Genomic DNA, 23,088 nt, shown 5'->3' with positions numbered 1-23,088 from the left:
CGTTCGGTCTATGCCGAAAGGAATAGTCTGCGAACGACGCTGTGGGTGCGTGGTTTCGCCGAGGCGGCCGTGCTGGGAAACGAACGCAGCACCGAGACCATGTTCGCGACCAAAGAGGGAGAGACCGAGGACGCGCAAGAAATATCGAGATCGCGCAAAACACATCGGCGGCGTCCACAACACGCCGGTCAGTGCAGAGCAGCCCGTCGGGGGAATGCAGAGCAGACCGGGGGAGTGCAGGCTGCAGGCGACCGCGACGAACCATGAATGGCCGAGGGGCCCAGCAGCTGACTGCTGGACCCCTCGGCCTGGTGGCTATCCGCCCCTACTCGATCAGTGACCGATCTGCTTGTGATCGTCACCCTCGACCGAGTCATGATCGTGATGCGATGCCTCAAGCTCCTGCTTGGTCACCGGAGCGACGCGATCTTCGAAGAAGAACCTCGACAGACGTGCACGGAACTTCTCGAGACCGGTGATCTTACCTTCGGCATTCGGCTCCGCCGGGATGTAGCTCGGCGATTCGAATGCGGTGAGCTTCCACAGCTTGTGCGGTGGCAGTGCCTCGTGACGCTCGAGGAACTCACCGTGGGGAAGACGGATGATGTTCGCCGTCTCCCGACCGTGCAGAGCGATCTCGCGATCCTTGCGCTGCAGTGCGATGCACATGCGCTTGGTGATGATGTACCCGATCACCGGACCGACGAAGAAGAGTATCCGGAAGATGTAGATCATGTCGTTCAACGACATCTGGAAGAACACGGCGATGATGTCACCGGAAGCCGCAGCCCACATATTGCAGTAGAAGATGATGCCTGCCACACCGATGGCGGTGCGCGTGGGGTTGTTGCGGGGACGATCCAGGATGTGGTGTTCGCGCTTGTCCTTGAGCAGCCAGGACTCGAAGAACGGGTAGATGAACATCGCACCGAAGACTCCGCCCATGACGAGGACGGCACTGTTGATGTTCAGCGAGATCGGCCACCCGGCGATGTAGAACTCGAGCCAGCCCGGCACGATGCGCAGGAATCCATCGGCCCAGCCGATGTACCAGTCAGGCTGGGTACCTGCGGACACCGGGGATGGGTCGTAGGGACCGTAGTTCCAGATCGGGTTGATCGTGAACAGTGCCGAGATCAGTGAGATGAGACCGAAGATGAGGAAGAAGAACCCTCCGCCCTTCGCGGCGAATGTCGGCAGGACCGGTTCGCCCACGACGTTCTTCTCGGTGTTGCCTGCACCCGGGTACTGGGTGTGCTTGTGCACGACGACGAAGACGAGGTGGATTCCGATCAGCGCGATGAGCAGTGCCGGGACGATCATGATGTGCAGCGTGTAGAGCCGCGAGACGATGTCGATGCCGGGGAACTCGCCGCCGAAGAGGAAGTACGAGATATAGGTTCCGACCAACGGCAGCGACTTGATGATGCCGTCGATGATGCGCAGGCCGTTGCCGGAGAGCAGATCATCGGGCAGCGAGTAGCCGGTGAAGCCGGCAGCCATGCCCATGATGACGAGCAGCACTCCGACGACCCAGTTGAGCTCACGCGGCCGACGGAAGGCACCGGTGAAGAACACGCGCAGCATGTGGATGCTCAGAGCGGCCACGAACAGGAGCGCACCCCAGTGGTGCATCTGCCTGATGAACAGACCGCCCCTGATCTCGAACGAGATCGCGAGCGTGGAGTTGTATGCCTCGGAGATCTCCACACCGCGCAGAGGAGCCCATGGACCCTCGTAATGGAGCTCGCCCATTGCGGGGTGGAAGAAGAACGTCAGGAACGTACCGGAGAGGATGACGATGACGAAGCTGTAGAGAGCGACCTCACCGAGCATGAAGGACCAGTGGGACGGGAAGATTTTGCGGCCGAATTCCCGAACCAGCACGGATGCCCCGACGCGGGTCTCGGTGAAGTGCGCTGCCTTCCCGATGGCTGTTGTGGGCTGTGTTGTACTCATGGGTGGTTGATCTCCCAGAAGGTAGGTCCGACGGGCTCAGGGAAGTCCGACTGCGCCACCAGGTAGCCCTCGCTGTCCACGCTGATGGGCAGCTGCGGGAGGGGGCGCTTGGCCGGGCCGAAGATGACCTTGCAGTGTTCGGTCACGTCGAAGGTCGACTGGTGGCACGGGCACAGCAGGTGATGCGTCTGGTGCTCGTAGAGTGCCACGGGGCAGCCCACATGCGTGCAGATCTTCGAGTACGCGACGATGCCGTCGTGCGACCAGCTGGCGCGGTCCGGGTCTTCCTTGAGCTCATTGGGGTTGATCCGCATGAGCAGGACAGCGGCCTTGGCCTTCTCGTTGAGCGGATGTTCGCTCTTCTCTTCGTCGCCGATGCCCGAGGGCAGGACGTGGTAGGCCGAGCCGATCGTGACCTCTTCGGCCTTGATCGGTCGCTCGGAATCGGGAGACGGGATGCCGCCGGGATCCCGCACCAGACGGGTGCCCTTCTCCCACAGAGTGTGGAACGGCTTGTCGCCCGGCAGGGGGCCGAGGTCGCGGAAGACGAGGATCGCGGGAAGAGGTGCGATCGCCAGGGCCGCAATGAGCGTGTTGCGCAGGAGCGGACGACGGGCGATTCCCGACTCTTCTTTGGCCTGGTGGAGGATCTCGAGCGCGATGGCCTGGTCCTCTTCGCTGCCGGCGATGTCGTGGCGTTCGTCGATGCCCTCATGATCGCTCATCAAGTTCTTGGCCCACAGGATCGCGCCCACGCCGATGGAGAACATCGCGACGGTGGCACCGAGACCCACGGACATGTTGTGGATGCGGATGCTCTGCATCGTCTCGCCGGGGGTGAACAGGAAGTAGGAGACGATGAACCAGATGGTTCCGACCATCGACAGGACGAACCACAGGGCAACCTGGCGCTCGGCCACCTTGGCGGCACGCGGATCGGCGTCAGCCAGACGCGGCTTGTGTTCCGGCAGCCCAGGGTTGGTGAACCCGTTCAACTCCTCGAGCTGGCTGCCGCCGCCGGAGTGCTCTTTCGAGGTCATTGAATTCCCCGTCTATTCTCGTGATGGATGGTGAACGACACGGCCGGACTCACTTCGACCTGGATGACAGCCACACTGTCATTCCGATGACTGCCGCGAGTCCGAAGAACCAGATGAAGAGACCCTCAGCCACTGGTCCCAGGGATCCGAGCTTGAATCCGCCGGGGGAGGGGTTCTCCGAGACCTCGCGGACGTAGGCGATGACATCGCGCTTGTCGTCCGGGGTCAGGTTCGCATCGTTGAAGATCGGCATGTTCTGCGGTCCCGTCTGCATCGCTTCGTAGAGGTGCTTCTCCGAGACCTCAGACAGGTTAGGTGCATACTTGCCACGGGTCAGAGCGCCACCGGCGCCGACCACGTTGTGGCACATGGCGCAGTTCGTGCGGAAGAGACCGCCACCTGCGGCAGGGTCGCCCTTCGAAGCGTCGAGGTATTCCTCTTCGGGGATCGAGGGTCCGGGTCCGAGCGAAGCGACGTAGGCGGCCAGCTGTGCGGTCTGCTCATCGTCGAACTGCGGTTCCTTGACCCGGGCCTGCGGACCGTTCGCCTGCAGCGGCATGCGGCCGGTGCCGACCTGGAAGTCCACAGCTGCGGCTCCGACGCCGATGAGTCCGGGGCCGGCCTTCGAGCCTTCGGCATTGAGGCCGTGGCAGGTGGCGCAGTTGGCCGCGAACAGCTTCTTGCCCTCTTCGATGTCAGACGAGCTGGCTGTGTCGGCCTTGGCGCTCGAAGTCTGGGTGAAGAGTGCGTAGGCTCCGCCGGTCAGCAGCAGGCCCACCAGCAGCAGCACTACCAGTGCCATGGGGTGCCTGCGGCGATCTGCTAGAAGCTTCACTTGATCGTCCTTTGCTTGAAGTTTTGTGAGTCCTGGTGGCCGTGCATCTCGGCCGTCTACTGCAGCAGGTAGATGACGCCGAAGAGACCGATCCAGACGACGTCGACGAAGTGCCAGTAGTAGGACACGCAGATCGCGAATGTGGCCTCATGATGGCCGAACTTCTTCGCTCCATAGGCTCGACCGATCACGAGCAGGAAGCAGATGAGTCCGATGGTCACGTGGATGCCGTGGAAGCCGGTGGTCAGGTAGAAGACGGAACCGTAGCCGTCGGAGTTGATGGCGACTCCCTCGCTGACGAGGGTCGCGTACTCCATCACCTGACCGGACACGAAGACCGCGCCGAGGAGGAAGGTCAGGTAGAACCACTCGACCATTCCCCACTTGGTGACGTTCAGGAGCGAGCCGGTGCGCCGCGGACGGAACCGTTCAGCGGCGAAGACACCCAGCTGGCAGGTGAATGAGGACGACACCAGGATGATCGTGTTTCCGAGCGCATAGGGAATGTCCAAGATCTCTGTCTTGGTCTCCCACAGACCCGGAACGACCGATCTGATGGTGAAGTACATGGCGAAGAGCGCGGCAAAGAACATCAGGTCGCTCGCGAGGAACACGATGAAGCCCACCGTGGTCACATTCGGACGATTGACAACCGGATGCGCTGGCGCTGTTTGAGATGCAGTGGCAGTTGACACAACCCCATTATTACTCGTCTCGGGGTGAGTTTTCATCTTTTACCCAGGTTTGGCGGCAGAAATTTCTACACGATGTAGCGAAAACCCCGATTTGGTGCCGAAATCTCGAATCGGAACCGTCGCGCCCCCGCGTGTCGAGGACAGGATAGGATGCCGCAGGTAAGGCCCACCTCGCCGTAAGAGGTGGTGGCACACCCTATCGAGAGTTCATTCTGATGACCCATTCTTCGCGCCCGACAGCCCCGGATTCTTCGACAGCACAGCCCGTCAGAAACGCCGCTGCCGAGAGTCTCAGCTGGCCCGATCTGCTGATGTCGCTGATGCATCAGAAGGACCTCGAAGAGAGCCAGGCGGCCTGGGCGATGGACCAGATCATGTCGGGTCAGACACCGGATGTGACAATGGCCGCATTTCTCGCCGCCCATCACACGAAGGGGGAGACGGTCGCCGAGATCGCCGGCCTCGTCTCGGCGATGATGGACCATGCGGTGCCGCTTCCCGGGCTCGAAGACTCCGTCGACATCGTGGGCACCGGCGGCGACCGTGCGAAGACGGCGAATATCTCGTCGACGGCGGCGATGATCATCTCCGCGACGGGACAGCGCGTCGTCAAACACGGCAACCGCGCGACCTCCTCGGCCTCGGGTTCGGCCGACGTGCTCGAGGCCCTCGGCGTCCGCTTCGACATCACGCCGGAGCAGACCGGACTCATCGCCCAGGAGGTGGGACTGGCCTTCTGCTTCGCCAACGTCTTCCACCCGTCGATGCAGTTCGTTTCGGCCGTGCGCCGTCAGATCAGCGTGCCGACTGCCTTCAACATCCTCGGACCGCTGACGAACCCGGCCCGGGCCAGGCACACCGCGATCGGCGTCGCCGATGCGCAGATGGCCCCGCTGGTAGTCGGCACACTGGCCAAACGCGGACACCAGGCAGTCGTCTTCCGGTCCCGTGACGGACTCGACGAGCTGAGCAACACCGATGTCAACGATGTCTGGGAGGTTCGGCACGGAGAGGTCGAGCACACCACCTTCGACGCCCTCGATCTCGGCTTCGAACGCGTGACGAAGAACGACCTGCGCGGCGGCGGACCGCAGGACAACGCCGCGATCACCCGTGCGGTCCTCGACGGCGAGCATTCAGCGGTCCGCGACATCGTCCTCATCAACGCCGCCGCGGCGCTGGTCGCCGCCGATGAGTCGGCGGTCGGAAGCTTCACCGAGCGGATGTCGGCGAAGATCAGCGTCGCCACCGAGACGGCCGACTCCGGCGCCGGGGCACGGAAGCTCGATCAGCTCGTCGAGGTCTCACACCGGGTCGCCGAGACGAATCGCACCTGAGACCTGCGCATGGTGGTTCGCGCCGTCCACCGGCAAGGACCAGGTGAAGTCCGCGGGGAAAGCCTCGGCTGACCGACTCGGCCATGCCATGCTCGCATCCTGCAGCCAGCTCGCGAGCAGCCGGGTCTCCTCGGCCAATGAGTCGGTTTCGGCCGGCAGACTGCGGTCCGGCCGCGGCACCCATTCGGCGGTCGCGCACAGCGAATCGAAGGCCGCGTCGAGGTCTGCGCCTCCCGGGACGTGCGAGGCCGCGGCGAGTTTGCCGTGCCGGATCACCGCGAGATCCTCTCCGCCCTCCGTCGCCGGCGCCGAGGCGAGGATCTCGGGCACCGCACGCAGCGCCGACACCGTCTCCGCGCGGGCCGCGGTGGACAGGGCCGAGCGCAGCGAATCGCGCACCTCGGCGGCGGTCTCGTAGCGCGCCTCCGCGGCCAGCTTCGCCATCCTCTGACCGCTCAGCCGGCGCAGGGAAGAGAAGTCACCGGCCAAGGCGTCGAAGAGCTCGGCGATCTCGGACCGGTACCGGGCGGGGTCCGTGATCCCGGCGCACGGTCCGCCGCACTGACCGACCTGGGAGCTGACGCAGGGACGATGATCGGCCACGTTGGCCGCGGTGACCTTCGCCGTGCAGCGTTTCACCGGGTACAGGGTGTCGAGGGTCTCCTTGACCGCCTGAGCGGACTTCCGTGATCGGAACGGGCCGAGGGCGGGTGCGGGGGAGCGCTCGATCGCCGAGGCGGAGCGGACCACCGACAGTCGCGGATACTCCTCGTCGCTGAGCACGATCCAGGAGTTGCGGTCTGGGTTCTTCGAGCGCCGATTGTACGGTGGGGCCAGTTCGCCGATGAGGCGGAGCTCGCGCACTTCCGCCTCGAGGGAATGGGCGCACGGCAGGCAGGAGACCTCCTGGGCCGCGGTGATCATCTCCGCCATCCGACCGCGGTTCTCCGAGGCATTGAAGTAGCCCCTGACCCGCCGGGCCATGTTGCCGGACTTCCCGATGTAGAGCACGCGGCGGGTGCCGTCGAGGAACATATAGACGCCCGGTTCGGCCGGCACGCCCTTGGCCAGGTGCGATTTCGCCTGACGTTTGGCCCAGCCGGCCTGCCGCACCGTCGAGAGCTCCTCGAGAGTGGTGATCCCGTATCCGCCGAACCGCTCGAACAGGTGATGGAGCAGCTCGCCGGTGGCGCGTGCATCCGAGAGCGCCCGGTGGTCCGGCGTCACACTGGTGCCGAAATGGGCCGTCAGTGTGCCCAGCTTGTGATTGCGGACCTCATCGCGTCCGACCACCCGCCTGGCCAGGGTGACGGTGTCGAGAACGGTCGGAGATGGCCAGTGGTAGTCGAGCTTCTCGCAGGCCGAGCGCAGGAACCCGATGTCGAAGGGCGCGTTGTGGGCGACGAGGACCGCGCCGATGGAGAATTCGAGGAAGCTCGGCAGCACCGAGCGGATCGAGGGAGCATCATCGACCATCGCGTGGGTGATCCCAGTGAGGCGGGACACGAACGGTGAGATCACCGACTCCTCGGGTTTGACCAGCGACTGGAATTCGCCGATCACCTCACCGCCGCGCGTCTTCACCGCGCCGATCTCCGTGATCTCCGACTTCCCCGCTGTGGTGCCGGTGGTCTCGAGGTCGACGATGACGAAGGTGACCTCATGAAGTGGTGTGCCGAGGCTGTCGAACGACAGCTGGGTGCTCTCGAATGGGCCCGGGGCTCGGTCGAATGGCAAGGACATGGAGGTCAGTCTCTCACCTGCCTCTGACACGGCCCTCAGACCGAGGCGCCATCGTCTCCGTCGACCGATCGAGTCGTGGGCAGGTGGAAGAAGAGTCCGATCGCACCTCCGAGTCCCACGGCGATTCCCACGAGCAGATACCAGCCGGGCAGCGGTCGGAAGAAGATGACGCCGATGAGCAGGAGCACGACTGCGCCGAGGGTGGCCAGCAGTGAGAGCACGAGAGTCGGCGAAGCGGTGCGCCAGCCGATCGGTTCGGCCGGACCGGGCTCCCACCCCTCGGATTCCTCCAGGGCGTCCCTGACCTCTTCGACGGGGATGTCGGCCATCGGCGCGGCGGGTTCGGCGATCTGCTGGACGAGGTCTTCCCACTGACTGTCGCTGATGCGCGCAGGGTCCTCCCCGATCCGTTCGGAATCGGGAATCTGGTTGCGCCAGTCCTCGTTCTCCTCGTCCTCCATGTCACTCATCAGCAATCCTCGCCGTCACTCTATTCCCCGGCCTCCACCGTCGAGCACCGATCCCGACCGCGGGGATGCGGCTGCCGCAGCGACCGCCTCGGCGATCGCCGGTGCATCGTGATCCAGGGTCGCCACGTGGCGCGAGCGGCGCATCGCCACAATCTGCGGTCGCCGGGGGAGGCCGGACCGGAGGGTGCGCAGCGAGCGGGGACCGACGACGTTGTCCTGTCCGGAGGCGAAGACGGTGACCGGGACCTCGATCTTCCACAGTTCCTCCCGCAGGCCCTCCAGCGCCGAGGCGAACGAGGCGATGGCCGCGATCGGCGTCCGTTCGTAGGCGAATTCGTCCCGTCCCGGGTGGGCGATGTCGCCGCCGATGGCAGGGATCGAGGAGACGAAGTGCTTGAGTACGGGCAGAACGGGAGTCAGGGGACTGTCGAGATGCAGCGCCGGATTGACGAGGACGATCTCCTGCGGAGGAGCAGATGTCGCTCCCAGGCCCAGGGCCAGAGCCCCGCCCATCGACAGCCCGGCGACGATGACCCGATCATGGTCTGCCTCCAACCTGCCGAGTTCGGTCAGCGCCGCGCCGAGCCAATCCGACCAGGTGGTCGCGTTGAGGTCGCGCCACTGCGTGCCGTGACCGGGCAGCAGGGGGACGCTGACGCTGTGGCCCTGCTCGGCGAGGGACCGGGCGATCGGGAACCAGGCGGCCGGTGAACCCGTGATTCCGTGGAGGAACAGCACCGCGTCGGATGACTCATCGACGATGTGGCGGTAGGGTGCCGTGGGCACCGGATGCTGTGGTGTGAAGTCGATCTCCATGGCAACAGCATGGCATGGAAGTGCGACGCGCGTGTCGATATATGATGTCCGAGGACGACAAAGCGTCGTGACATGGAAGGGTGCTCGTGTTCTACTGGTTTCTCAAGCGAGTCCTCGCCGGACCCATTCTGCGGATACTCTTCCGTCCCTGGGTCAGGGGCCTGGACAACCTGCCGAGCGATGGTCCAGCGATCATCGCCGGAAACCACAACCACTTCATGGATTCGATCTTCGTTCCCCTGCTCGCTCCCCGTCCCGTCGTCTACCTGGCCAAGAAGGACTACTTCACCGGACGCGGAATCAAAGGCGCGGTGACTCGCTGGTTCTTCAAGCTCAATAATCAGCTGCCGATGGATCGCGGCGGAGGTTCGGGCTCTCAGGCTTCTCTCGAATCCGGGCTCAAGGTGCTCGGTGAGGGAAATTCGCTGGGCATCTACCCCGAAGGCACCCGCTCACCGGACGGCAAGCTCTACCGGGGTCGGACCGGCATCGCCCGTCTCGTCCTCGAGTCCGGAGCCCCGGTCATCCCGGTGGCCATCATCGGCACCGACAAACTCCAGCCCGCCGGGCGCCTGATCCCGAAGCTGCGCCGTGTCGGAGTGGTCTTCGGCTCCTCCATGGACTTCTCCAAATACGAAGGGCTCCCGGTCGACCGCTTCCTGCTGCGTTCGATCACCGATGAGATCATGTACGAGATCATGCGTCTGTCGGGACAGGAATACGTCGACGCCTACGCCTCGACGGTCAAGACCAAGCTGCTCACCAGCGCCAAGCCGAAGAAGGCCACCAAGTCCGCAGATGCCGAGGACGGGCAGAACCCGCCGACCGGGGACGCCCAGGGGGCAGAGAAGAGCTCCGATACGGCCTCCGATGAGCCCCGCGATGCCACCGGCGACAGGCCGGGGAACTGAGCGATCCGAGCACGCTCAGCCGGCGAATCGACGGCGGATCGCGTGTTCGAATACTGCGATAACGGCGACACGCAGAAATCGTTACCTTGGGGTGTTTGTCCTGAAGGGCCGGGGAGAATAGCTTGGAGTTGTTGAATCCCACTGTAGGTTCGCTGGGAAGAGGGCTAGAATGTTTATGTTCTCTGTCCTTCCAAGCGACCTCGCTTCCCCCAGGGACTTTAAGGAGGAGTCGGTGTGAACCGCTCAAGTCATGAAAGCGTCGAGTCGACGCCGATACCGTCGGCGGCCCAAGGGTTGCTCTTCGACGATGATCTGCCCGTCCTCGACGAAGAGGCCGGCTACCGCGGTCCGACCGTGTGCAAGGTCGTCGGCATCAGCTATCGTCGGCTCGACTACTGGGCACGCACCGACCTGGTGACTCCTTCGATCCGCAACGCCACCGGCTCCGGCAGCCAGCGCCTCTACAGCTTCCGTGACATCCTCGTCCTCAAGATCGTCAAGCGCCTCCTCGACACCGGTGTGGGACTGCAGTCGATCCGCACCGCCGTCGATCACCTGCGTTCGCGCGGTGTCCAGGACCTCTCGCAGATCACGCTCATGTCCGACGGAGCCAGCGTCTTCGAATGCACCTCACCCGATGAGGTCGTCGACCTCCTGCAGGGTGGACAGGGCGTCTTCGGCATCGCCGTCGGCCGTGTCTGGAACGAGGTCGAGGGCAGTCTCTCCGAACTGCCCAGCGAACGGATTCCCGAAGACGATGATGCGGTGCTGGCCATGGACGAACTCGCGCAGCGCCGCGCACAGAAGCTCGGCTGACTTCGACAGCTCGGACCGCTCCCGGTCCACCTCACTGACTCAGGGGAACATGCGTGTGGCCCGTCCATGATGGACGGGCCACACGCATGTCTGCTCTCAATTCAGTCGTCTGCTCTGTTCGGGCCCCTGCTCAATGCTCATTTCCGGCGGCGCGGCAGGTCGAGACACCTCGGAGGCACTGCGGGGGAGGACAACATTCCCCCAGACGACGTCAGGGCGACGCCGCTGAGGTCAGTTCTCAGATGAAGAGCCGCTCTGCTTGCGCCCGCGGATGTTCTCCGAGCGCAGCGCACGTTCGAGCAGCGAATCGAAGGAGGAGGCGACCTCCTCGGCGGGCTTGCCCGGCCACGAATGGATCGGTCGGGCCGAACCCTGTGCCTGCTGCATGACGGCGCGTTCGGCCAGCGGCGGATTGAGCACCAGAGGACCGAACATCTCACGCATCTCGGAGATCCTGTAGTCGTGCTCGGTCGATCCGGCGCGAACGCGGTTGACGACGAGTCCCAGCGGCTGGATGTCCGAGGTCCCCCGCTGACGCAGCTCGTCGGCGGCACGCAGCGCACGATCGGCAGCGGCCACAGAGAACAGGCTGGGCTCGGTCACGACCGCCACGCGGCTGCTCGCGGTCCAAGCGGTGCGAGTGAGACCGTTGAGACTGGGCGGGCAGTCGATGAGGACGAGGCGGTAGCCCTTCGCAATCCGGCTCAGCGCATCGTCGAGTCGGCGCAGGTAGCGCTCCGACAGAGACGGACGATCGAACTCGGCGGCCCGGGGAGACCCGGAGATCACGTCGAGATGACCGAGCTTCTCGCCGACCCACCCGGAGGGGATGATCGCCTCGGAGAGGATCTTCTGGGACTTCGGGGCAGCCAGGACATCGGCGATATCGACCCGCGTCGAGGTCGGGACATCGAGGCCCGTCGACGAATCCGCCTGGGGATCCATATCGACGACCAGGGTCGGTATACCCCGGTTGTAGGCCGCCGAAGCGAGACCGAGCGTCACGGATGTCTTACCGACTCCGCCTTTGAGGCTGCTGATACTTAGGACAAGCACCCTCCTACGGTAACGTATCGGAACCGACCGGGCGGTCACGACCACGCCGAGGCGGCCCGAGTCGAAAATGGGACCCCCTGTCTCAGCGTGGCTCAGGTCACTGAGTAGAGTATTTCTCGACAGCCCGTCGACCAGTCGCCAACCGGCGGCCGATACAGAAGTGAGAGACACAGATGTTCTCTAAAGTTCTTGTGGCAAACCGCGGCGAGATCGCCGTCCGCGCCTTCCGCGCGGCGTACGAACTCGGCGCCTCGACCGTCGCTGTGTTCCCCTATGAGGACCGGAACTCAGAACACCGGATGAAGGCCGATGAGGCCTATATGATCGGCGAAGAGGGCCACCCGGTCCGCGCCTATCTCAGCGTCGAGGAGATCCTGCGCGTCGCCAAGGAAAGCGGAGCCGACGCCATCTATCCCGGCTACGGCTTCCTCTCCGAGAACCCCGATCTGGCCCGTGCCTGCGCCGAGGCGGGAATCACCTTCATCGGCCCGAAGGCCGATGTGCTCGAACTCGCAGGCAACAAGGTCCAGGCACTGTCCGCAGCCCGCAACGCCGGCATCCCGGTGCTCGATTCCACCCGCCCCTCGGCCGATATCGCCCAGCTGCTCGCCGATGCCGAATCGATGGAGTACCCGCTGTTCGTCAAGGCCGTCGCCGGCGGCGGCGGTCGCGGCATGCGCCGGGTCGCAGAACCCGCCAAACTCGAGGAGTCCCTCAAGGCTGCGATGCGTGAGGCCGAAGGTGCATTCGGTGATCCGACGGTGTTCATCGAACAGGCCGTGCAGCGTCCGCGCCACATCGAAGTCCAGGTGCTGGCCGACAATGACTCGAACGCCATCCACCTCTTCGAACGCGACTGCTCCGTGCAGCGCCGCCACCAGAAGGTCGTCGAGATCGCGCCGGCACCCAACCTCGACCCCGAGATCGCCACGGCACTGCACGCCGATGCCCTTAAGTTCGCCAAGGCCCTCGGCTATCAGAACGCTGGCACCGTCGAATTCCTGCTCGAGACCGACGGTCCCCGGGCCGGCAAGCACGTGTTCATCGAGATGAATCCGCGCATCCAGGTCGAGCACACCGTGACCGAAGAGATCACGGACGTCGACCTCGTGGCCTCCCAGATGCGCATCGCCGCCGGCGCCACACTCGATGAGATCGGGCTGCGGCAGGAGGACATGCGGATCAGGGGAGCGGCTCTCCAGTGTCGCATCACCACCGAGGACCCGGCGAATTCCTTCCGCCCCGACACGGGCACCATCACCGCCTACCGGTCGGCCGGCGGCGCCGGTGTGCGACTCGACGGCGGCACCGTCCATGCAGGTGCGGCGGTCAGCGCCCACTTCGACTCCATGCTCGTCAAGCTCTCGTGCCGCGGCCGTGACTTCCCGCAGGCGGTCTCCCGGGCACGTCGCGCTCTCGCGGAGTTCCGCATCCGCGGTGTCTCGTCGAACATCGGCTTCCTGCAGGCCGTGCTCGAAGACGAATCCTTCATCGCCGGTGACCTGGCCACCTCATTCATCGAGGAGCGACCGCAGCTCCTCGATGCACGGGTCAGCGCCGACCGCGGGTCGAAGATCCTCGACTTCCTCGCCGATGTCACCGTCAACCGGCCCAACGGCGAACCCACCGTCAGGATCCGTCCCGGCGAGAAGCTGCCGGAGATCGACCTCGGCGCCGAACCTGCCCCCGGCAGCCGCAATCGACTCCTCGAGCTCGGTCCCGAGGGCTTTGCGAAGTCGCTGCGTGAGCAGACCGCCCTGGCCGTCACCGACACCACCTTCCGCGACGCCCACCAGTCGCTGCTGGCCACGCGTGTGCGCACCCGCGACCTCCTGGCCGTGGCCGGGCACGTCTCCCACATGACCCCGGAGCTGCTGAGCATCGAGGCCTGGGGAGGCGCCACCTATGATGTGGCCCTGCGCTTCCTCGGCGAGGACCCCTGGGAACGCCTCGCCGCCTTGCGCTCCGCTGTGCCCAACATCGGACTGCAGATGCTTCTGCGGGGCCGCAACACCGTCGGCTACACTCCGTACCCGACACAGGTCACCGACGCCTTCGTCGATGAAGCCGCAAAGACCGGCATCGACATCTTCCGCATCTTCGACGCCCTCAACGACGTCGAGCAGATGCGGCCGGCCATCGAGGCCGTGCGGGCGACGAACACGACCGTCGCCGAGGTGGCCCTGTGCTACACCTCGGACATCCTCGACCCGAGGGAAGAGCTCTACACCCTCGACTACTACCTCAGGCTCGCCGAGCAGATCGTCGAGGCCGGAGCCCACGTCCTGGCGATCAAGGATATGGCCGGCCTGCTGCGTCCGGCCGCTGCCGAGACGCTCGTGAGTGCGCTGCGGAAGAACTTCGATCTGCCCGTCCACGTCCACACCCACGACACCGCCGGCGGCCAGCTGGCCACCTTGTGCGCAGCGGCAGCCGCCGGTGCCGATGCCGTCGACGCCGCCTCGGCGGCTATGGCCGGGACCACCAGCCAGCCGAGCCTCTCGGCGCTCATCGCGGCGTTCGAGAACACCGAGCGGGACACCCACATCAGCCTCGATGCCGTCAGCGACCTCGAGCCCTACTGGGAGGCCGTGCGCAAGGTCTACGCACCGTTCGAATCGGGACTGCCCGGACCGACAGGTCGCGTCTACCGTCACGAGATCCCCGGCGGCCAGCTCTCGAACCTCCGTCAGCAGGCCGTGGCATTGGGCCTGGGGGAGCGGTTCGAAGAGATCGAGCACATGTACGCCGCGGCGGATTCGATCCTCGGCCACCTGGTCAAGGTCACCCCGTCCTCGAAGGTTGTCGGCGATCTCGCCCTCCACCTCGTCGGCGCCGGGGTCTCGCCGGAGGAGTTCGCGGAGAACCCGGACAAGTTCGACATCCCTGATTCGGTCATCGGGTTCCTCAGCGGTGACCTCGGAGATCCTCCGGGCGGATGGCCCGAGCCGTTCCGCACGAAAGCTCTGGCCGGCCGCAGTCGCAAGCCTCTCGTCGAAGACCTCGAACCGGCGGACGCCGCCGCGCTCGAGGAGCCGGGCCGGGATCGTCAGGTCAAGCTCAACTCCCTGCTGTTCCCCGGACCGACGAAGGAATTCGAGCAGATGCGGGCGAACTACGGCGATCTCTCGGTCGTCGAGACCTCCGAGTACCTCTACGGGCTGACCGCGGGCGAAGAGCATGCGGTGGAGCTGTCGAAGGGCAAGGATCTGCTCATCGGAGTTCAGGCCATCAGCGACACCGACGAGCGCGGCATGCGTTCGGTGATGTTCACCCTCAACGGCCAGCTGCGTCCGCTGCAGGTCCGTGATCGGGCGGTCGAGACCGACATCAAGGCCGCTGAGAAGGCCGATGCCGGCAATCCCAAGCACGTCGCCAGCCCGTTCGCCGGTGTCGTCACCCTGCAGGTCAAGGAAGGCGACACGGTCGAGGCCGGCGGCACCATCGCGACCATCGAAGCGATGAAGATGGAGGCGACGATCACGACGCAGACCGCGGGCACCGTGACCCGCGTGGCGATCGCCGACGTCCAGCAGCTCGAGGGCGGCGACCTCGTGGTGGTCATCGATGGCTGAACGCGAGATCCGGCTCTGGGGCGATCCCGTTCTCCGCAGCCCCTGCGCCCCGGTAACGGTCTTCGATGAGAGTGTGGTCGTCCTCGCGGCCGACCTCGTCGACTCCTCGCTGCCGGAGGGCAGGGCCGCGGTCGCTGCGCCCCAGATCGGAGTCGCCCTGCGGGCATTCGGCTACGATCTCGACGGACGCACGGGGTACGTCATCAACCCCGAGATCGTCGAGCTCAGAGGCGAACTGCGCGACATCGAGGAGGGCTGTCTGTCGGTGCCCGGCCTGTTCTTCGCCACCCCGCGCTACGAATTCGCACGTGTGCGCGGAGTCGATGCCGAGGGCAGTCCCGTGGAGATCGAAGGCACCGAGGTGTTCGCGCAGATGATTCAGCACGAAGTCGCGCACCTCGACGGGCAGGTCTACGTCCAGACCCTGCCCAAGGAACGGCGGCGGGAGGCCATGAAGGCCATCCGCTCCGCCGACTGGTTCCTGGCCAGAGCGCTGTGACCGAGAAGTACGTGACCCAGAAATACGTGACCGAGATGAAGGAGACACTTGTGAGCATTCAACGCACCGCCGTCATCGGCAGCGGTCTGATGGGAGCCGGAATCGCCGAGGTGCTCGCGAAGTCGGGCCTCGACGTGATCGTCCGCGAGATCAACGAGGAGGCGTCGGCCGCCGGACGGGCTCGAATCGAGAAGTCCCTCGCCCGAGCGGTGGAGAAGGGCAAACTCGACGAAGCGGCACGTGACGCGGCTCTGTCCAAACTGAGCTTCACCACCGACATCGCGGACCTCGCCGACCGTCAGCTCGTCATCGAGGCGGCCAGTGAGAACGAGGACATCAAGAAGTCCATCTTCGCCGAGCTCGACGAAGTGGTCACCGATCCCGAGGCGATCCTCGCCTCGAACACCTCGTCGATGCCGATCATCCGCTTCGCCCAGTCGACCTCCCGTCCCGAGCGGGTCCTCGGAGTGCACTTCTTCAACCCGGCCCCGGTGCAGCCTCTCGTCGAGATCGTCTCGTCGGTGCTCACCGCCGAGGAGGTGCGCGATACCGTGACGAGCTTCGTCTCCGAGGTGCTGGGCAAGAACCCCGTCCAGGCCGAGGACCGTCCCGGGTTCATCGTCAATGCGCTGCTCATTCCCTACCTCTGCAGTGCCATCCGGATGCTCGAATCCGGATTCGCCACGAAGGAAGACATCGACGCGGGGATGGTCGGCGGCTGCGCCCACCCGATGGGACCGATCAAGCTCGCCGACCTCGTCGGACTCGACACCTGCTACTACGCCGCACAGAGCATGTTCGAGGAGACAGGAGACCCGGCTATGAAACCTCCGATCCTGCTCTCCCGCATGGTCGATGCCGGTCTGCTCGGCGTGAAGTCGGGACGCGGCTTCTACGAGTACTGATCTACAGCGAAGTCAGCTGAGGAACACGACTGAGGGGCGGCGCCGTTCGGCGCCGCCCCTCAGTCGTTCCGGATCGCAGGTCAGTCGTTCCGGATCACGGTCCTCAGCCGGCGAGCAGCTTCTCGTAGCTGGCGAGCTTGAGGCAGGCGACCAGGCCCTGGGCGGCGAGTTCGACCTCTTCGAGCACCGGCATCGTCGGTGCGATCCGGATGACGTTGTTCGCGGGATCCAACCCGTAGGGATGGGTGGCACCAGCCGGGGTCAGCTTCACCCCCGCCTCGGCGGCCAGCTTCACCACCCGGTCCGCGATGCCCTCCATGGTCGTCAGGGTGATGAAGTATCCGCCGTCGGGACGGGTCCACCGGGCGAGGTCCGAATCCCCGAACGCACTCTCGAGGGCATCGAGCACGGCGTCGAACTTCGGAGCGATGATCTCCGCATGCTTGCGCATATGCGCCTCGACTCCGGCCGAATCGCCGAAGAAACGGACATGGCGCAGCTGGTTGACCTTGTCGGGTCCGATCGAGATCTTCCCGAGGTTGGTCTTCATCCAATCGACACTCAGGGGACCGCCGCCGAAGAAGGACACACCGGCCCCTGCCAGGGTGATCTTCGAGGTCGAGGCGAAGATCCACGGCCGCTCCGGATTGCCGGCTTCGGCGCAGAGATTGAGGATATCGATGTTCTCCACATGCTCGTCCCGCAGATGGTGCACCCCGTAGGCGTTGTCCCACAGCAGTGTGAAGTCGGACGCGGCCGCGGGCATGGCCGCGAGTTTAGCGGCTCGCTTCGGGCTGATCGTGATCCCCGTGGGGTTCGAGTACATCGGCACGAGCCACATTCCCTTGACCGATGCGTCCTCGGCCAAGCGCTGCGCTTCGGCGATGACCGGGCCTTCCTCGTCCATCGGGATGCTCAGCAGTTCGAAGCCGAGAGATTCGGTGAGGGCGAAGTGGCGATCGTATCCGGGCACGGGGCACAGGAGCTTGCGCGGTCCTTCGCCCCAGGGGCGGTCGTCTGCGGCGGTGCCGTGCATGGTCGCAAATGTCAGCGCCTGCGCCATGAATGTCAGCGAGGCGTTGCCTCCGGCCAACAGCTGATCGGTGGGGATCTTCAGCAGGGGAGCGAAGATCTCGCGCAGTTCGACGAGTCCTTCGAGTCCTCCGTAGTTGCGAGCATCGACGCCGCTCGGTGTGATGACGTCATCGGCGGTGACGGCGGTGAGCAGGTCTCCGGCGAGGTCAAGCTGTTCGGGAGAGGGCTTGCCGCGGGTGATGTCGAGCTTCAGGCCGCGAGAGGCGAACTCCTCATAGTCCCTGGACGCTTCGTCCAGTTGGGTCTGCAGCTCTGAATTGGGCGACATGAAAGCTCCTTCACACTGATGTACATCCGGTCAGTCCATCCTATCCACTCTGCGACCCGGCGCACGGATAGAGTGGGTGCGAACTCGAACAGGGACGGAGAGGGTGCGAACAGTGGTGAGACCGCGGGCGCAATCGGCACATGGTCTGAGCTTCGGCACGCAGGCCGCGGTCTATGACCAGGTGCGTCCCGGCTATCCGGATGCCGCTGTCGATCTGGCCGGGGTCGAGTGGAAGGGCCTGCGGGTCTGCGACCTCGGCGCCGGGACCGGGATCCTCAGTCGAAGCCTCATCGCTCGTGGCGCCGAGGTCACCGCGGTCGATCCCGATGAGGCGGCTCTTGCCCACAACCCGGCCCGCTCTCTGCGCGGCACCGCCGAAGCCACCGGCCTCCCCGATGCCAGCGTCGATCTCGTCACCGTGGCCCAAGCCTGGCACTGGTTCGACGAGAAGGCGGCCGCCCGGGAGATCGTTCGCATCCTGGCGCCGGGCGGCCGACTGCTGATCCTGATCAACCAGCTCGATGTCCGCGTGGATTGGGTCCTGCGGCTGAGCCGGATCATGCACGCGGGTGACGTCTACCGCCCGCGGTATCGGCCCGAGCCGGGAGCGGGACTCGTGCTCAGCGACCAGGCGCTCGTCGAATTCTCCACTCCGGTCACGCTCGAGGGACTCATCGATCTGGCCCGCACTCGGTCGTATTGGCTGCGTTCGAATGCGACCACGCGGGCTCGAGTGGAGGCGAATCTGCGGGAGTATCTCACCGTCGAACATCCGCTCGAGGGTGAGACGGCCCTGCCGTACATGTGCCTGGCCTACCTTCTCGAGGTCGATTCGGCAGGCGGCGACCGCGACCGGTGAATGACGCATGACCGGTGATTGACACATAGCAGAGGCGGGTCGCACCGATCGGTGCGGCCCGCCTCTTCTGTCATCTAGCTGTCGTCGTCTCAGAGTGCGCGGTGCATCTGGGAATCAGGCCTGGGCTGAGTTCTCGTCCTCGGTCGAAGTGGACTCGACCACCTCGGTGGCTCGGACGGGGGAGGCGTGCGAGACGTTGATCTTGCGCGGACGTGCCTCCTCGGCGACCGGGATCGTCAGAGTCAGGACTCCGTCGACGTAGTCGGCGCTGATCCGGTCGAGCGCGACTCGGTTGCCCAGAGTCAGCTGGCGGGCGTAGGTGCCGACGGTGCGTTCGCGGGTCAGCCACTTCACGTCCTTCTCGGCGACCTCGGACTCGCGCTGAGCGCGCACTGTCAGGGTCCGGTCCTCGACGTCAACATCGATGCTGGCGGGATCGACTCCCGGCATATCGATGCGGGCGATGAAGACCTCCCCGTCGCGGTAGAGATCCATCGGCAGCGAGGTGGCGTTCGGGGTGCGGGTGACCTCCGAGAAGAAACGGTCGAGGTCACGGATGGGGTCAAAACGAGTTGCCATGAGCTTCCTTTCTGTAGGTCGATACATTGAGTCAAACACACTCAACTTTGAAATCATTCCTCTCTCATGGAATTCTCAGTTCTGTGAGTCTGCTTCCGGTCCTCCTTGCGCTCGTTCCCGTGGTCGTCCTCATCGCGTTCGGATTCGCGCTGAGACGGGTGCCGGGCTTCACCGCCGACGAGTTCTGGTCCGGTGCGGAGAAGCTCGCCTACTACTGCCTGCTGCCGGTGCTGCTGTTCTCCTCGGTCGCCGAGGTGGACGTCGCCCATGTGCCCATCCTTCGTCTCGGAATCGCTCTTGTCGCCCCGACCGTGGTGATCTCTCTGGCCATCATCCTGCTGCGCCGCGTCATCGCCGGCGATCTCCGGTCCTTCACCTCGGTGCTCCAGGGCGGGGTCCGCTTCAACACCTATATCGGACTCTCGATCGCGGCGAGCTTGTACGGCACCGAGGGCGGTGCCCTGGCCGCGATCGTCGCGGCGATCCTCGTCCCGACCGTGAATATCTTCTCGAGCCTCGGCTTCGAGTTCCTGCGGACCGGACCCAGCTCTGTCCTCGGGATCATTCGCAGCATCGCGACGAATCCGCTGGTGATCGGGTGTGTGGCCGGAGGAGTCTGGAATCTCCTCGGCCTGCCGATTCCCACCCTCCTCGGCTCGGTGCTCGACCCGCTCTCAGCCGCGGCGCTGCCGGTCGGTCTGCTCTGCGTCGGCGCGGGGCTGCGCCCGTTCTCTCTGCGGGAACACGCACTGGCGCTGATCAGCTCGACGGCGACCAAGCTCATTCTGCTGCCCGGTCTGAGTCTGCTCGCGCTTCATCTCTTCGATCTGCCGCCCACCGCTGCCATGGTGGGGATGATCTTCCAGGCGATCGCCACCGCGAGTTCGGGCTACGTCATGGCCAGGCAGCTGGGCGGCAACGCCGAGCTCATGGCCGCTCTCATCGCCGCTCAGACGCTGCTCATGCTCCTCACTCTGCCGCCGGTGCTGCTCATCGCCGAGCTCGTCCTCGGCGGCTGATCAGCGTCGACCCCGCCTCGGCCGGGTTCCGATGAATGCGGCAGCGGCCGGACTCCTTCGTGGAGTCCGGCCGCTGCCGGTCACTCAGGGGTGATCAGATACCCGGTCGTGGACCGGGATCAGTTCACCGCGTCGATCACTCGTTGTCGGCGCTGATGTCCGGGTGGCGAGAGCCGAGCTCGGAGTCGATGCGCAGGACTCCGGAACCGTCTTCGCGGACGCGCTCGAGGCGGCCGATGATCTCGGAGATGCTCGACTCCTCTTCGACCTGCTCGTCGATGAACCAGTGCAGCAGGGGCAGGACGTCGAGGTCGCCCTCGGCCTGTGCGGTGCGGTAGAGGTTGCGGATCGATTCGGAGACCTTCTCCTCGTGGGCGAGTGCGGCCTTGAAGAAGTCGATGGGCTGCGAGCCGGAGACCTTCGGAGCGGCGATGTCGCCGATCTGCGGAGCGAAATCGCGATCGAGGCAGTGCTCGATGAACTTCGCGGCGTGGACCTGCTCCTCCTCGGACTGAGCGCGCATCCAGCGAGTCATTCCGGAGAGATCGAGATCGTCGAGCTGAATGGAGAGCTGCAGGTAGACCAGCGAGGCTTCGAGCTCGAGGGTGACCTGCTCATTGAGGACCTTCTGCATTGCGGGGCTCAAGTGCATGTGTTTCTCCTTTGCGAATCGAGACGGAGCGCTTCCGTCTGTACAAAGATTATCCTGACACCTTTTCTAGAATGATTCCAGTGTGGAAAGGCTCGGCAAACTCCCGGTAGGTATAGCAAACCTGCCTGTTTCCACTCAGTCCGTCCCAGCCATGGACACCTCCGCCCCGCGCGTGCCAAGCTGGACGCATGCAGGACAGAATCGACGCACTCACTCACTGGCATGCGGAAGACGACGCTCTGCACGCTCGCTTCCTCACCGGCTCGTTCGTCACCGGTGTCAGCTTCATCGATGAGATCGCCGAGGCGGCGGAGGCTGCCGGACATCATCCCGATGTGGATCTGCGCTTCCCCCACGTCGACATCACCTTGACGACTCATGATGCGGGATCGATCACCGATAAGGATATTGACCTCGCCGAGCAGATCAGCCGGATCGCGCAGTCCCAGGACATCGACGCCGAGGCGGACGCCCCGAGCTGATCGCGCCGGCGCCGAGCAGCATCGAGGCGTGGTCGACTCTCACAGCAGTGGGTGACGCTGCCCGACTCGGGTGGCCGCCTCGAACGCCTGGGCGATCCGGAGCAGGCGGACGTCGTCACCGGGTCTGGCGACGAGTTGGACGCCGACCGGAAGACCTGATTCGGAGAAGCCTGCCGGCACGGAGATCGCCGGGCACCCGGTCGCCGAGATCACACACAGCGCCCGCATCCATTCGAGGTAGTTGTCGAATTCGATCCCGTTGATCGACGTCGGATACTCGATCGAGGCGTCGAAGGGCAGCACCTGTGAGGTGGTGAGGACGAGCACGTCGTGGTCGGCGAAGAACCGTTCGACCTCGCCGTGCAGGCGAGCCCGGGCACGATCGGCCGAAACCACCTCGGCGCCGGTGAGCTTGAGTCCCATCTCGATGTTCCAGACCACCGAGTCCTTCATCCGATCTCGATGCTCTGTCAGCAGCGGTGCCCAGGAATGGACGAAGTCGAGCGCCCGACGCACGGCGAAGACCTCATCGGCATCGGACAGGTCGGGAATCCTGTCCGTGACATCGGCACCGAGCGTGCTGAAGACCGCAGCCGTGGACGCCACGATCTCGGCGACCTCCGTCTCGACTGGCAGCAGACCGTCAAGGTCCGGGCTGAAGCCGATCCGCACGCCCCGCAGATCGGGGTCGCGTTCATTGCCGAGTCCGAATTCGGGCAGGTCGAAGACGTCTCCGGACTCACCGATCGACCCCGGCGCACCCGGCTCCGGGCCTGCGGCCACACTCATCAGCAGTGCCACGTCGGAGACCGTGCGTGCCATGAAGCCGCTCTGGGCGAGCCAGGCGAAAGGGTCGCCCGGCAGCGTGTGGGGGATCCGACCGTTGGACGGTCGGAAGCCGACGACATTGTTGAAGGAGGCGGGGGAACGCAGGGAGCCTCCCATATCGGAGCCGTCGCCCGCGGCCTGGATTCCCGCTGCCAGGACCGCCCCGACTCCGCCCGATGACCCCGAGGCGGACTTCGTGGTGTCATACGGATTGAGCGTGGTGCCGAAGACCGGGTTGAAGGTGTGGGAACCAGCCGCGAACTCCGGGACATTGGTCTTGCCGGTGGTGTTGATCCCCGCCTGCTTGAGCCGAGCGATGATGAGGGCATCGGTCTCGGGGAACCGCTCGGCCATGATCGGTGACCCCCAGGTGGTGCGCATCCCAGCCGTGTCGTGAGTGTCCTTGTGCGTCATCGGCACCCCATGCAGGGCGCCGATCGGCTCTCCACGGGCAAGGGTGCGGTCGGCCGCCTCGGCGCGGGCATAGGCGGTCTCATCATCTCGGGTCACGACCGCATTGATGGCGGGATTGAGGGCGTCGATGCGATCGAGATGATCGCTCAGCGCCTCCCGGGCCGAGATCTCCTTCGCTGCGATCCGTGCGGCCAGTTCGCGCATGGACAGCCAGCGCAGCTCCTCGCTCATCGGC

Annotated in this window: 21 protein-coding genes; 9 read left to right on the top strand and 12 right to left on the bottom strand. The window is 65.0% G+C overall.

Annotation, left to right across the window (positions count from 1 at the left end):
* Positions 1–333: 333 nt before the first annotated feature.
* From ACH82I_RS02055 to ACH82I_RS02040, 4 genes are all read right to left on the bottom strand, one after another.
* Positions 334–1,959: a cytochrome b gene (locus ACH82I_RS02055; RefSeq protein ID WP_230743971.1), complete on the bottom strand. Its 1,626-nt coding sequence runs from the start codon at positions 1,957–1,959 to the stop codon at positions 334–336.
* Entirely contained in the window at positions 1,956–2,999 is a 1,044-nt protein-coding gene (locus ACH82I_RS02050) for a ubiquinol-cytochrome c reductase iron-sulfur subunit (RefSeq protein WP_230743972.1), read from the bottom strand. Before ACH82I_RS02050 ends, ACH82I_RS02055 begins: the two co-directional genes overlap by 4 nt.
* Before the next feature lie 49 nt (positions 3,000–3,048).
* Positions 3,049–3,801 carry a cytochrome c gene (locus ACH82I_RS02045; protein ID WP_269067124.1) on the bottom strand — a complete coding sequence of 251 codons (753 nt, stop codon included), beginning with the start codon at positions 3,799–3,801 and terminating at the stop codon, positions 3,049–3,051.
* A gap of 89 nt (positions 3,802–3,890) precedes the next feature.
* Positions 3,891–4,460, bottom strand: coding sequence for a heme-copper oxidase subunit III (locus tag ACH82I_RS02040; RefSeq protein ID WP_230744385.1), 570 nt, complete (start codon positions 4,458–4,460; stop codon positions 3,891–3,893).
* Between the two features lie 284 nt (positions 4,461–4,744).
* Between ACH82I_RS02040 and trpD the strand changes: the two genes are divergently transcribed.
* Positions 4,745–5,866, top strand: a complete 1,122-nt coding sequence (trpD, locus tag ACH82I_RS02035) for an anthranilate phosphoribosyltransferase (protein ID WP_230743974.1) — start codon at positions 4,745–4,747, stop codon at positions 5,864–5,866.
* Here the strand turns inward: trpD and ACH82I_RS02030 are convergent.
* From ACH82I_RS02030 to ACH82I_RS02020, 3 genes are read right to left on the bottom strand one after another with little or no spacing between them, the layout of a single operon-like run.
* A complete protein-coding gene (locus tag ACH82I_RS02030; RefSeq protein ID WP_413335185.1) occupies positions 5,834–7,609 on the bottom strand; it encodes a DEDD exonuclease domain-containing protein in 1,776 nt (591 codons plus the stop codon). The two genes, trpD and ACH82I_RS02030, sit on opposite strands and share 33 nt — an antisense overlap.
* Before the next feature lie 35 nt (positions 7,610–7,644).
* Positions 7,645–8,079, bottom strand: a complete 435-nt coding sequence (locus ACH82I_RS02025) for a hypothetical protein (protein WP_230743976.1) — start codon at positions 8,077–8,079, stop codon at positions 7,645–7,647.
* A gap of 15 nt (positions 8,080–8,094) precedes the next feature.
* Positions 8,095–8,895, bottom strand: a complete 801-nt coding sequence (locus tag ACH82I_RS02020) for an alpha/beta hydrolase (protein ID WP_413335182.1) — start codon at positions 8,893–8,895, stop codon at positions 8,095–8,097.
* A gap of 86 nt (positions 8,896–8,981) precedes the next feature.
* Here ACH82I_RS02020 and ACH82I_RS02015 point away from each other — a divergent pair, with 86 nt between their 5' ends.
* Complete coding sequence (locus tag ACH82I_RS02015) at positions 8,982–9,806, top strand: lysophospholipid acyltransferase family protein (RefSeq protein ID WP_413335180.1); 825 nt, start codon at positions 8,982–8,984, stop codon at positions 9,804–9,806.
* Between the two features lie 234 nt (positions 9,807–10,040).
* Positions 10,041–10,622, top strand: coding sequence for a MerR family transcriptional regulator (locus ACH82I_RS02010; RefSeq protein ID WP_284934637.1), 582 nt, complete (start codon positions 10,041–10,043; stop codon positions 10,620–10,622).
* Positions 10,623–10,853: 231 nt separating this feature from the next.
* Here ACH82I_RS02010 and ACH82I_RS02005 read toward each other — a convergent pair whose 3' ends face one another.
* The gene (locus ACH82I_RS02005) at positions 10,854–11,678 is read right to left on the bottom strand and encodes a ParA family protein (protein WP_230743979.1); all 825 of its coding nucleotides are present in this window, start codon (positions 11,676–11,678) and stop codon (positions 10,854–10,856) included.
* Positions 11,679–11,851: 173 nt separating this feature from the next.
* On the opposite strand from ACH82I_RS02005, the gene ACH82I_RS02000 reads away from it, so the two are divergent.
* From ACH82I_RS02000 to ACH82I_RS01990, 3 genes are read left to right on the top strand one after another with little or no spacing between them, the layout of a single operon-like run.
* Positions 11,852–15,253, top strand: coding sequence for a pyruvate carboxylase (locus tag ACH82I_RS02000; protein ID WP_413335178.1), 3,402 nt, complete (start codon positions 11,852–11,854; stop codon positions 15,251–15,253).
* Complete coding sequence (locus ACH82I_RS01995) at positions 15,246–15,752, top strand: peptide deformylase (RefSeq protein ID WP_413335176.1); 507 nt, start codon at positions 15,246–15,248, stop codon at positions 15,750–15,752. The genes ACH82I_RS02000 and ACH82I_RS01995 overlap by 8 nt, the downstream gene beginning before the upstream one ends.
* A gap of 50 nt (positions 15,753–15,802) precedes the next feature.
* Positions 15,803–16,657 (top strand): 3-hydroxybutyryl-CoA dehydrogenase, encoded by an 855-nt coding sequence (locus tag ACH82I_RS01990; protein WP_284934636.1) that lies wholly within the window; start codon positions 15,803–15,805, stop codon positions 16,655–16,657.
* 103 nt (positions 16,658–16,760) lie between these two features.
* Here ACH82I_RS01990 and ACH82I_RS01985 read toward each other — a convergent pair whose 3' ends face one another.
* A complete protein-coding gene (locus ACH82I_RS01985; RefSeq protein WP_413335174.1) occupies positions 16,761–18,020 on the bottom strand; it encodes an aminotransferase in 1,260 nt (419 codons plus the stop codon).
* A 112-nt stretch (positions 18,021–18,132) separates the two neighbouring features.
* Between ACH82I_RS01985 and ACH82I_RS01980 the strand changes: the two genes are divergently transcribed.
* Positions 18,133–18,879, top strand: coding sequence for a class I SAM-dependent methyltransferase (locus tag ACH82I_RS01980; protein WP_413335172.1), 747 nt, complete (start codon positions 18,133–18,135; stop codon positions 18,877–18,879).
* A 114-nt stretch (positions 18,880–18,993) separates the two neighbouring features.
* Here the strand turns inward: ACH82I_RS01980 and ACH82I_RS01975 are convergent, their stop codons facing one another.
* Positions 18,994–19,458, bottom strand: a complete 465-nt coding sequence (locus ACH82I_RS01975; RefSeq protein WP_413335170.1) for an Hsp20/alpha crystallin family protein — start codon at positions 19,456–19,458, stop codon at positions 18,994–18,996.
* A gap of 83 nt (positions 19,459–19,541) precedes the next feature.
* Here ACH82I_RS01975 and ACH82I_RS01970 point away from each other — a divergent pair, with 83 nt between their 5' ends.
* The gene (locus tag ACH82I_RS01970) at positions 19,542–20,477 is read left to right on the top strand and encodes an AEC family transporter (protein ID WP_413335168.1); all 936 of its coding nucleotides are present in this window, start codon (positions 19,542–19,544) and stop codon (positions 20,475–20,477) included.
* A gap of 136 nt (positions 20,478–20,613) precedes the next feature.
* Here the strand turns inward: ACH82I_RS01970 and ACH82I_RS01965 are convergent, their stop codons facing one another.
* On the bottom strand, positions 20,614–21,129 hold the full coding sequence (locus ACH82I_RS01965; protein WP_413335167.1) for a ferritin: 516 nt from the start codon (positions 21,127–21,129) through the stop codon (positions 20,614–20,616).
* 188 nt (positions 21,130–21,317) lie between these two features.
* Between ACH82I_RS01965 and ACH82I_RS01960 the strand changes: the two genes are divergently transcribed.
* A complete protein-coding gene (locus tag ACH82I_RS01960; RefSeq protein WP_413335166.1) occupies positions 21,318–21,611 on the top strand; it encodes a 4a-hydroxytetrahydrobiopterin dehydratase in 294 nt (97 codons plus the stop codon).
* 39 nt (positions 21,612–21,650) lie between these two features.
* Here ACH82I_RS01960 and ACH82I_RS01955 read toward each other — a convergent pair whose 3' ends face one another.
* Complete coding sequence (locus ACH82I_RS01955) at positions 21,651–23,084, bottom strand: amidase (protein WP_413335164.1); 1,434 nt, start codon at positions 23,082–23,084, stop codon at positions 21,651–21,653.
* Positions 23,085–23,088 lie beyond the last annotated feature (4 nt).

The sequence above is a fragment of the Brevibacterium sp. GP-SGM9 genome (genome assembly GCF_047300845.1).
Classification (GTDB): domain Bacteria; phylum Actinomycetota; class Actinomycetes; order Actinomycetales; family Brevibacteriaceae; genus Brevibacterium.
The sequence above is the reverse complement of the archived record's forward strand: the minus strand, read 5'-3'. Positions and strand labels throughout refer to the sequence as shown.

Excerpts from the sequence above, each read along its gene's own strand:
- ACH82I_RS02000 (WP_413335178.1), top strand. The coding sequence starts at position 11,852 with ATGTTCTCTAAAGTTCTTGTGGCAAACCGCGGCGAGATCGCCGTCCGC.
- ACH82I_RS01985 (WP_413335174.1), bottom strand. The coding sequence starts at position 18,020 with ATGTCGCCCAATTCAGAGCTGCAGACCCAACTGGACGAAGCGTCCAGG.
- ACH82I_RS01965 (WP_413335167.1), bottom strand. The coding sequence starts at position 21,129 with ATGCACTTGAGCCCCGCAATGCAGAAGGTCCTCAATGAGCAGGTCACC.
- ACH82I_RS01960 (WP_413335166.1), top strand. The coding sequence starts at position 21,318 with ATGCAGGACAGAATCGACGCACTCACTCACTGGCATGCGGAAGACGAC.
- ACH82I_RS02050 (WP_230743972.1), bottom strand. The coding sequence starts at position 2,999 with ATGACCTCGAAAGAGCACTCCGGCGGCGGCAGCCAGCTCGAGGAGTTG.
- ACH82I_RS01955 (WP_413335164.1), bottom strand. The coding sequence starts at position 23,084 with ATGAGCGAGGAGCTGCGCTGGCTGTCCATGCGCGAACTGGCCGCACGG.
- ACH82I_RS02025 (WP_230743976.1), bottom strand. The coding sequence starts at position 8,079 with ATGAGTGACATGGAGGACGAGGAGAACGAGGACTGGCGCAACCAGATT.
- ACH82I_RS02030 (WP_413335185.1), bottom strand. The coding sequence starts at position 7,609 with ATGTCCTTGCCATTCGACCGAGCCCCGGGCCCATTCGAGAGCACCCAG.
- ACH82I_RS01975 (WP_413335170.1), bottom strand. The coding sequence starts at position 19,458 with ATGGCAACTCGTTTTGACCCCATCCGTGACCTCGACCGTTTCTTCTCG.
- ACH82I_RS02045 (WP_269067124.1), bottom strand. The coding sequence starts at position 3,801 with ATGGCACTGGTAGTGCTGCTGCTGGTGGGCCTGCTGCTGACCGGCGGA.
- ACH82I_RS01995 (WP_413335176.1), top strand. The coding sequence starts at position 15,246 with ATGGCTGAACGCGAGATCCGGCTCTGGGGCGATCCCGTTCTCCGCAGC.
- ACH82I_RS02020 (WP_413335182.1), bottom strand. The coding sequence starts at position 8,895 with ATGGAGATCGACTTCACACCACAGCATCCGGTGCCCACGGCACCCTAC.
- trpD (WP_230743974.1), top strand. The coding sequence starts at position 4,745 with ATGACCCATTCTTCGCGCCCGACAGCCCCGGATTCTTCGACAGCACAG.
- ACH82I_RS02055 (WP_230743971.1), bottom strand. The coding sequence starts at position 1,959 with ATGAGTACAACACAGCCCACAACAGCCATCGGGAAGGCAGCGCACTTC.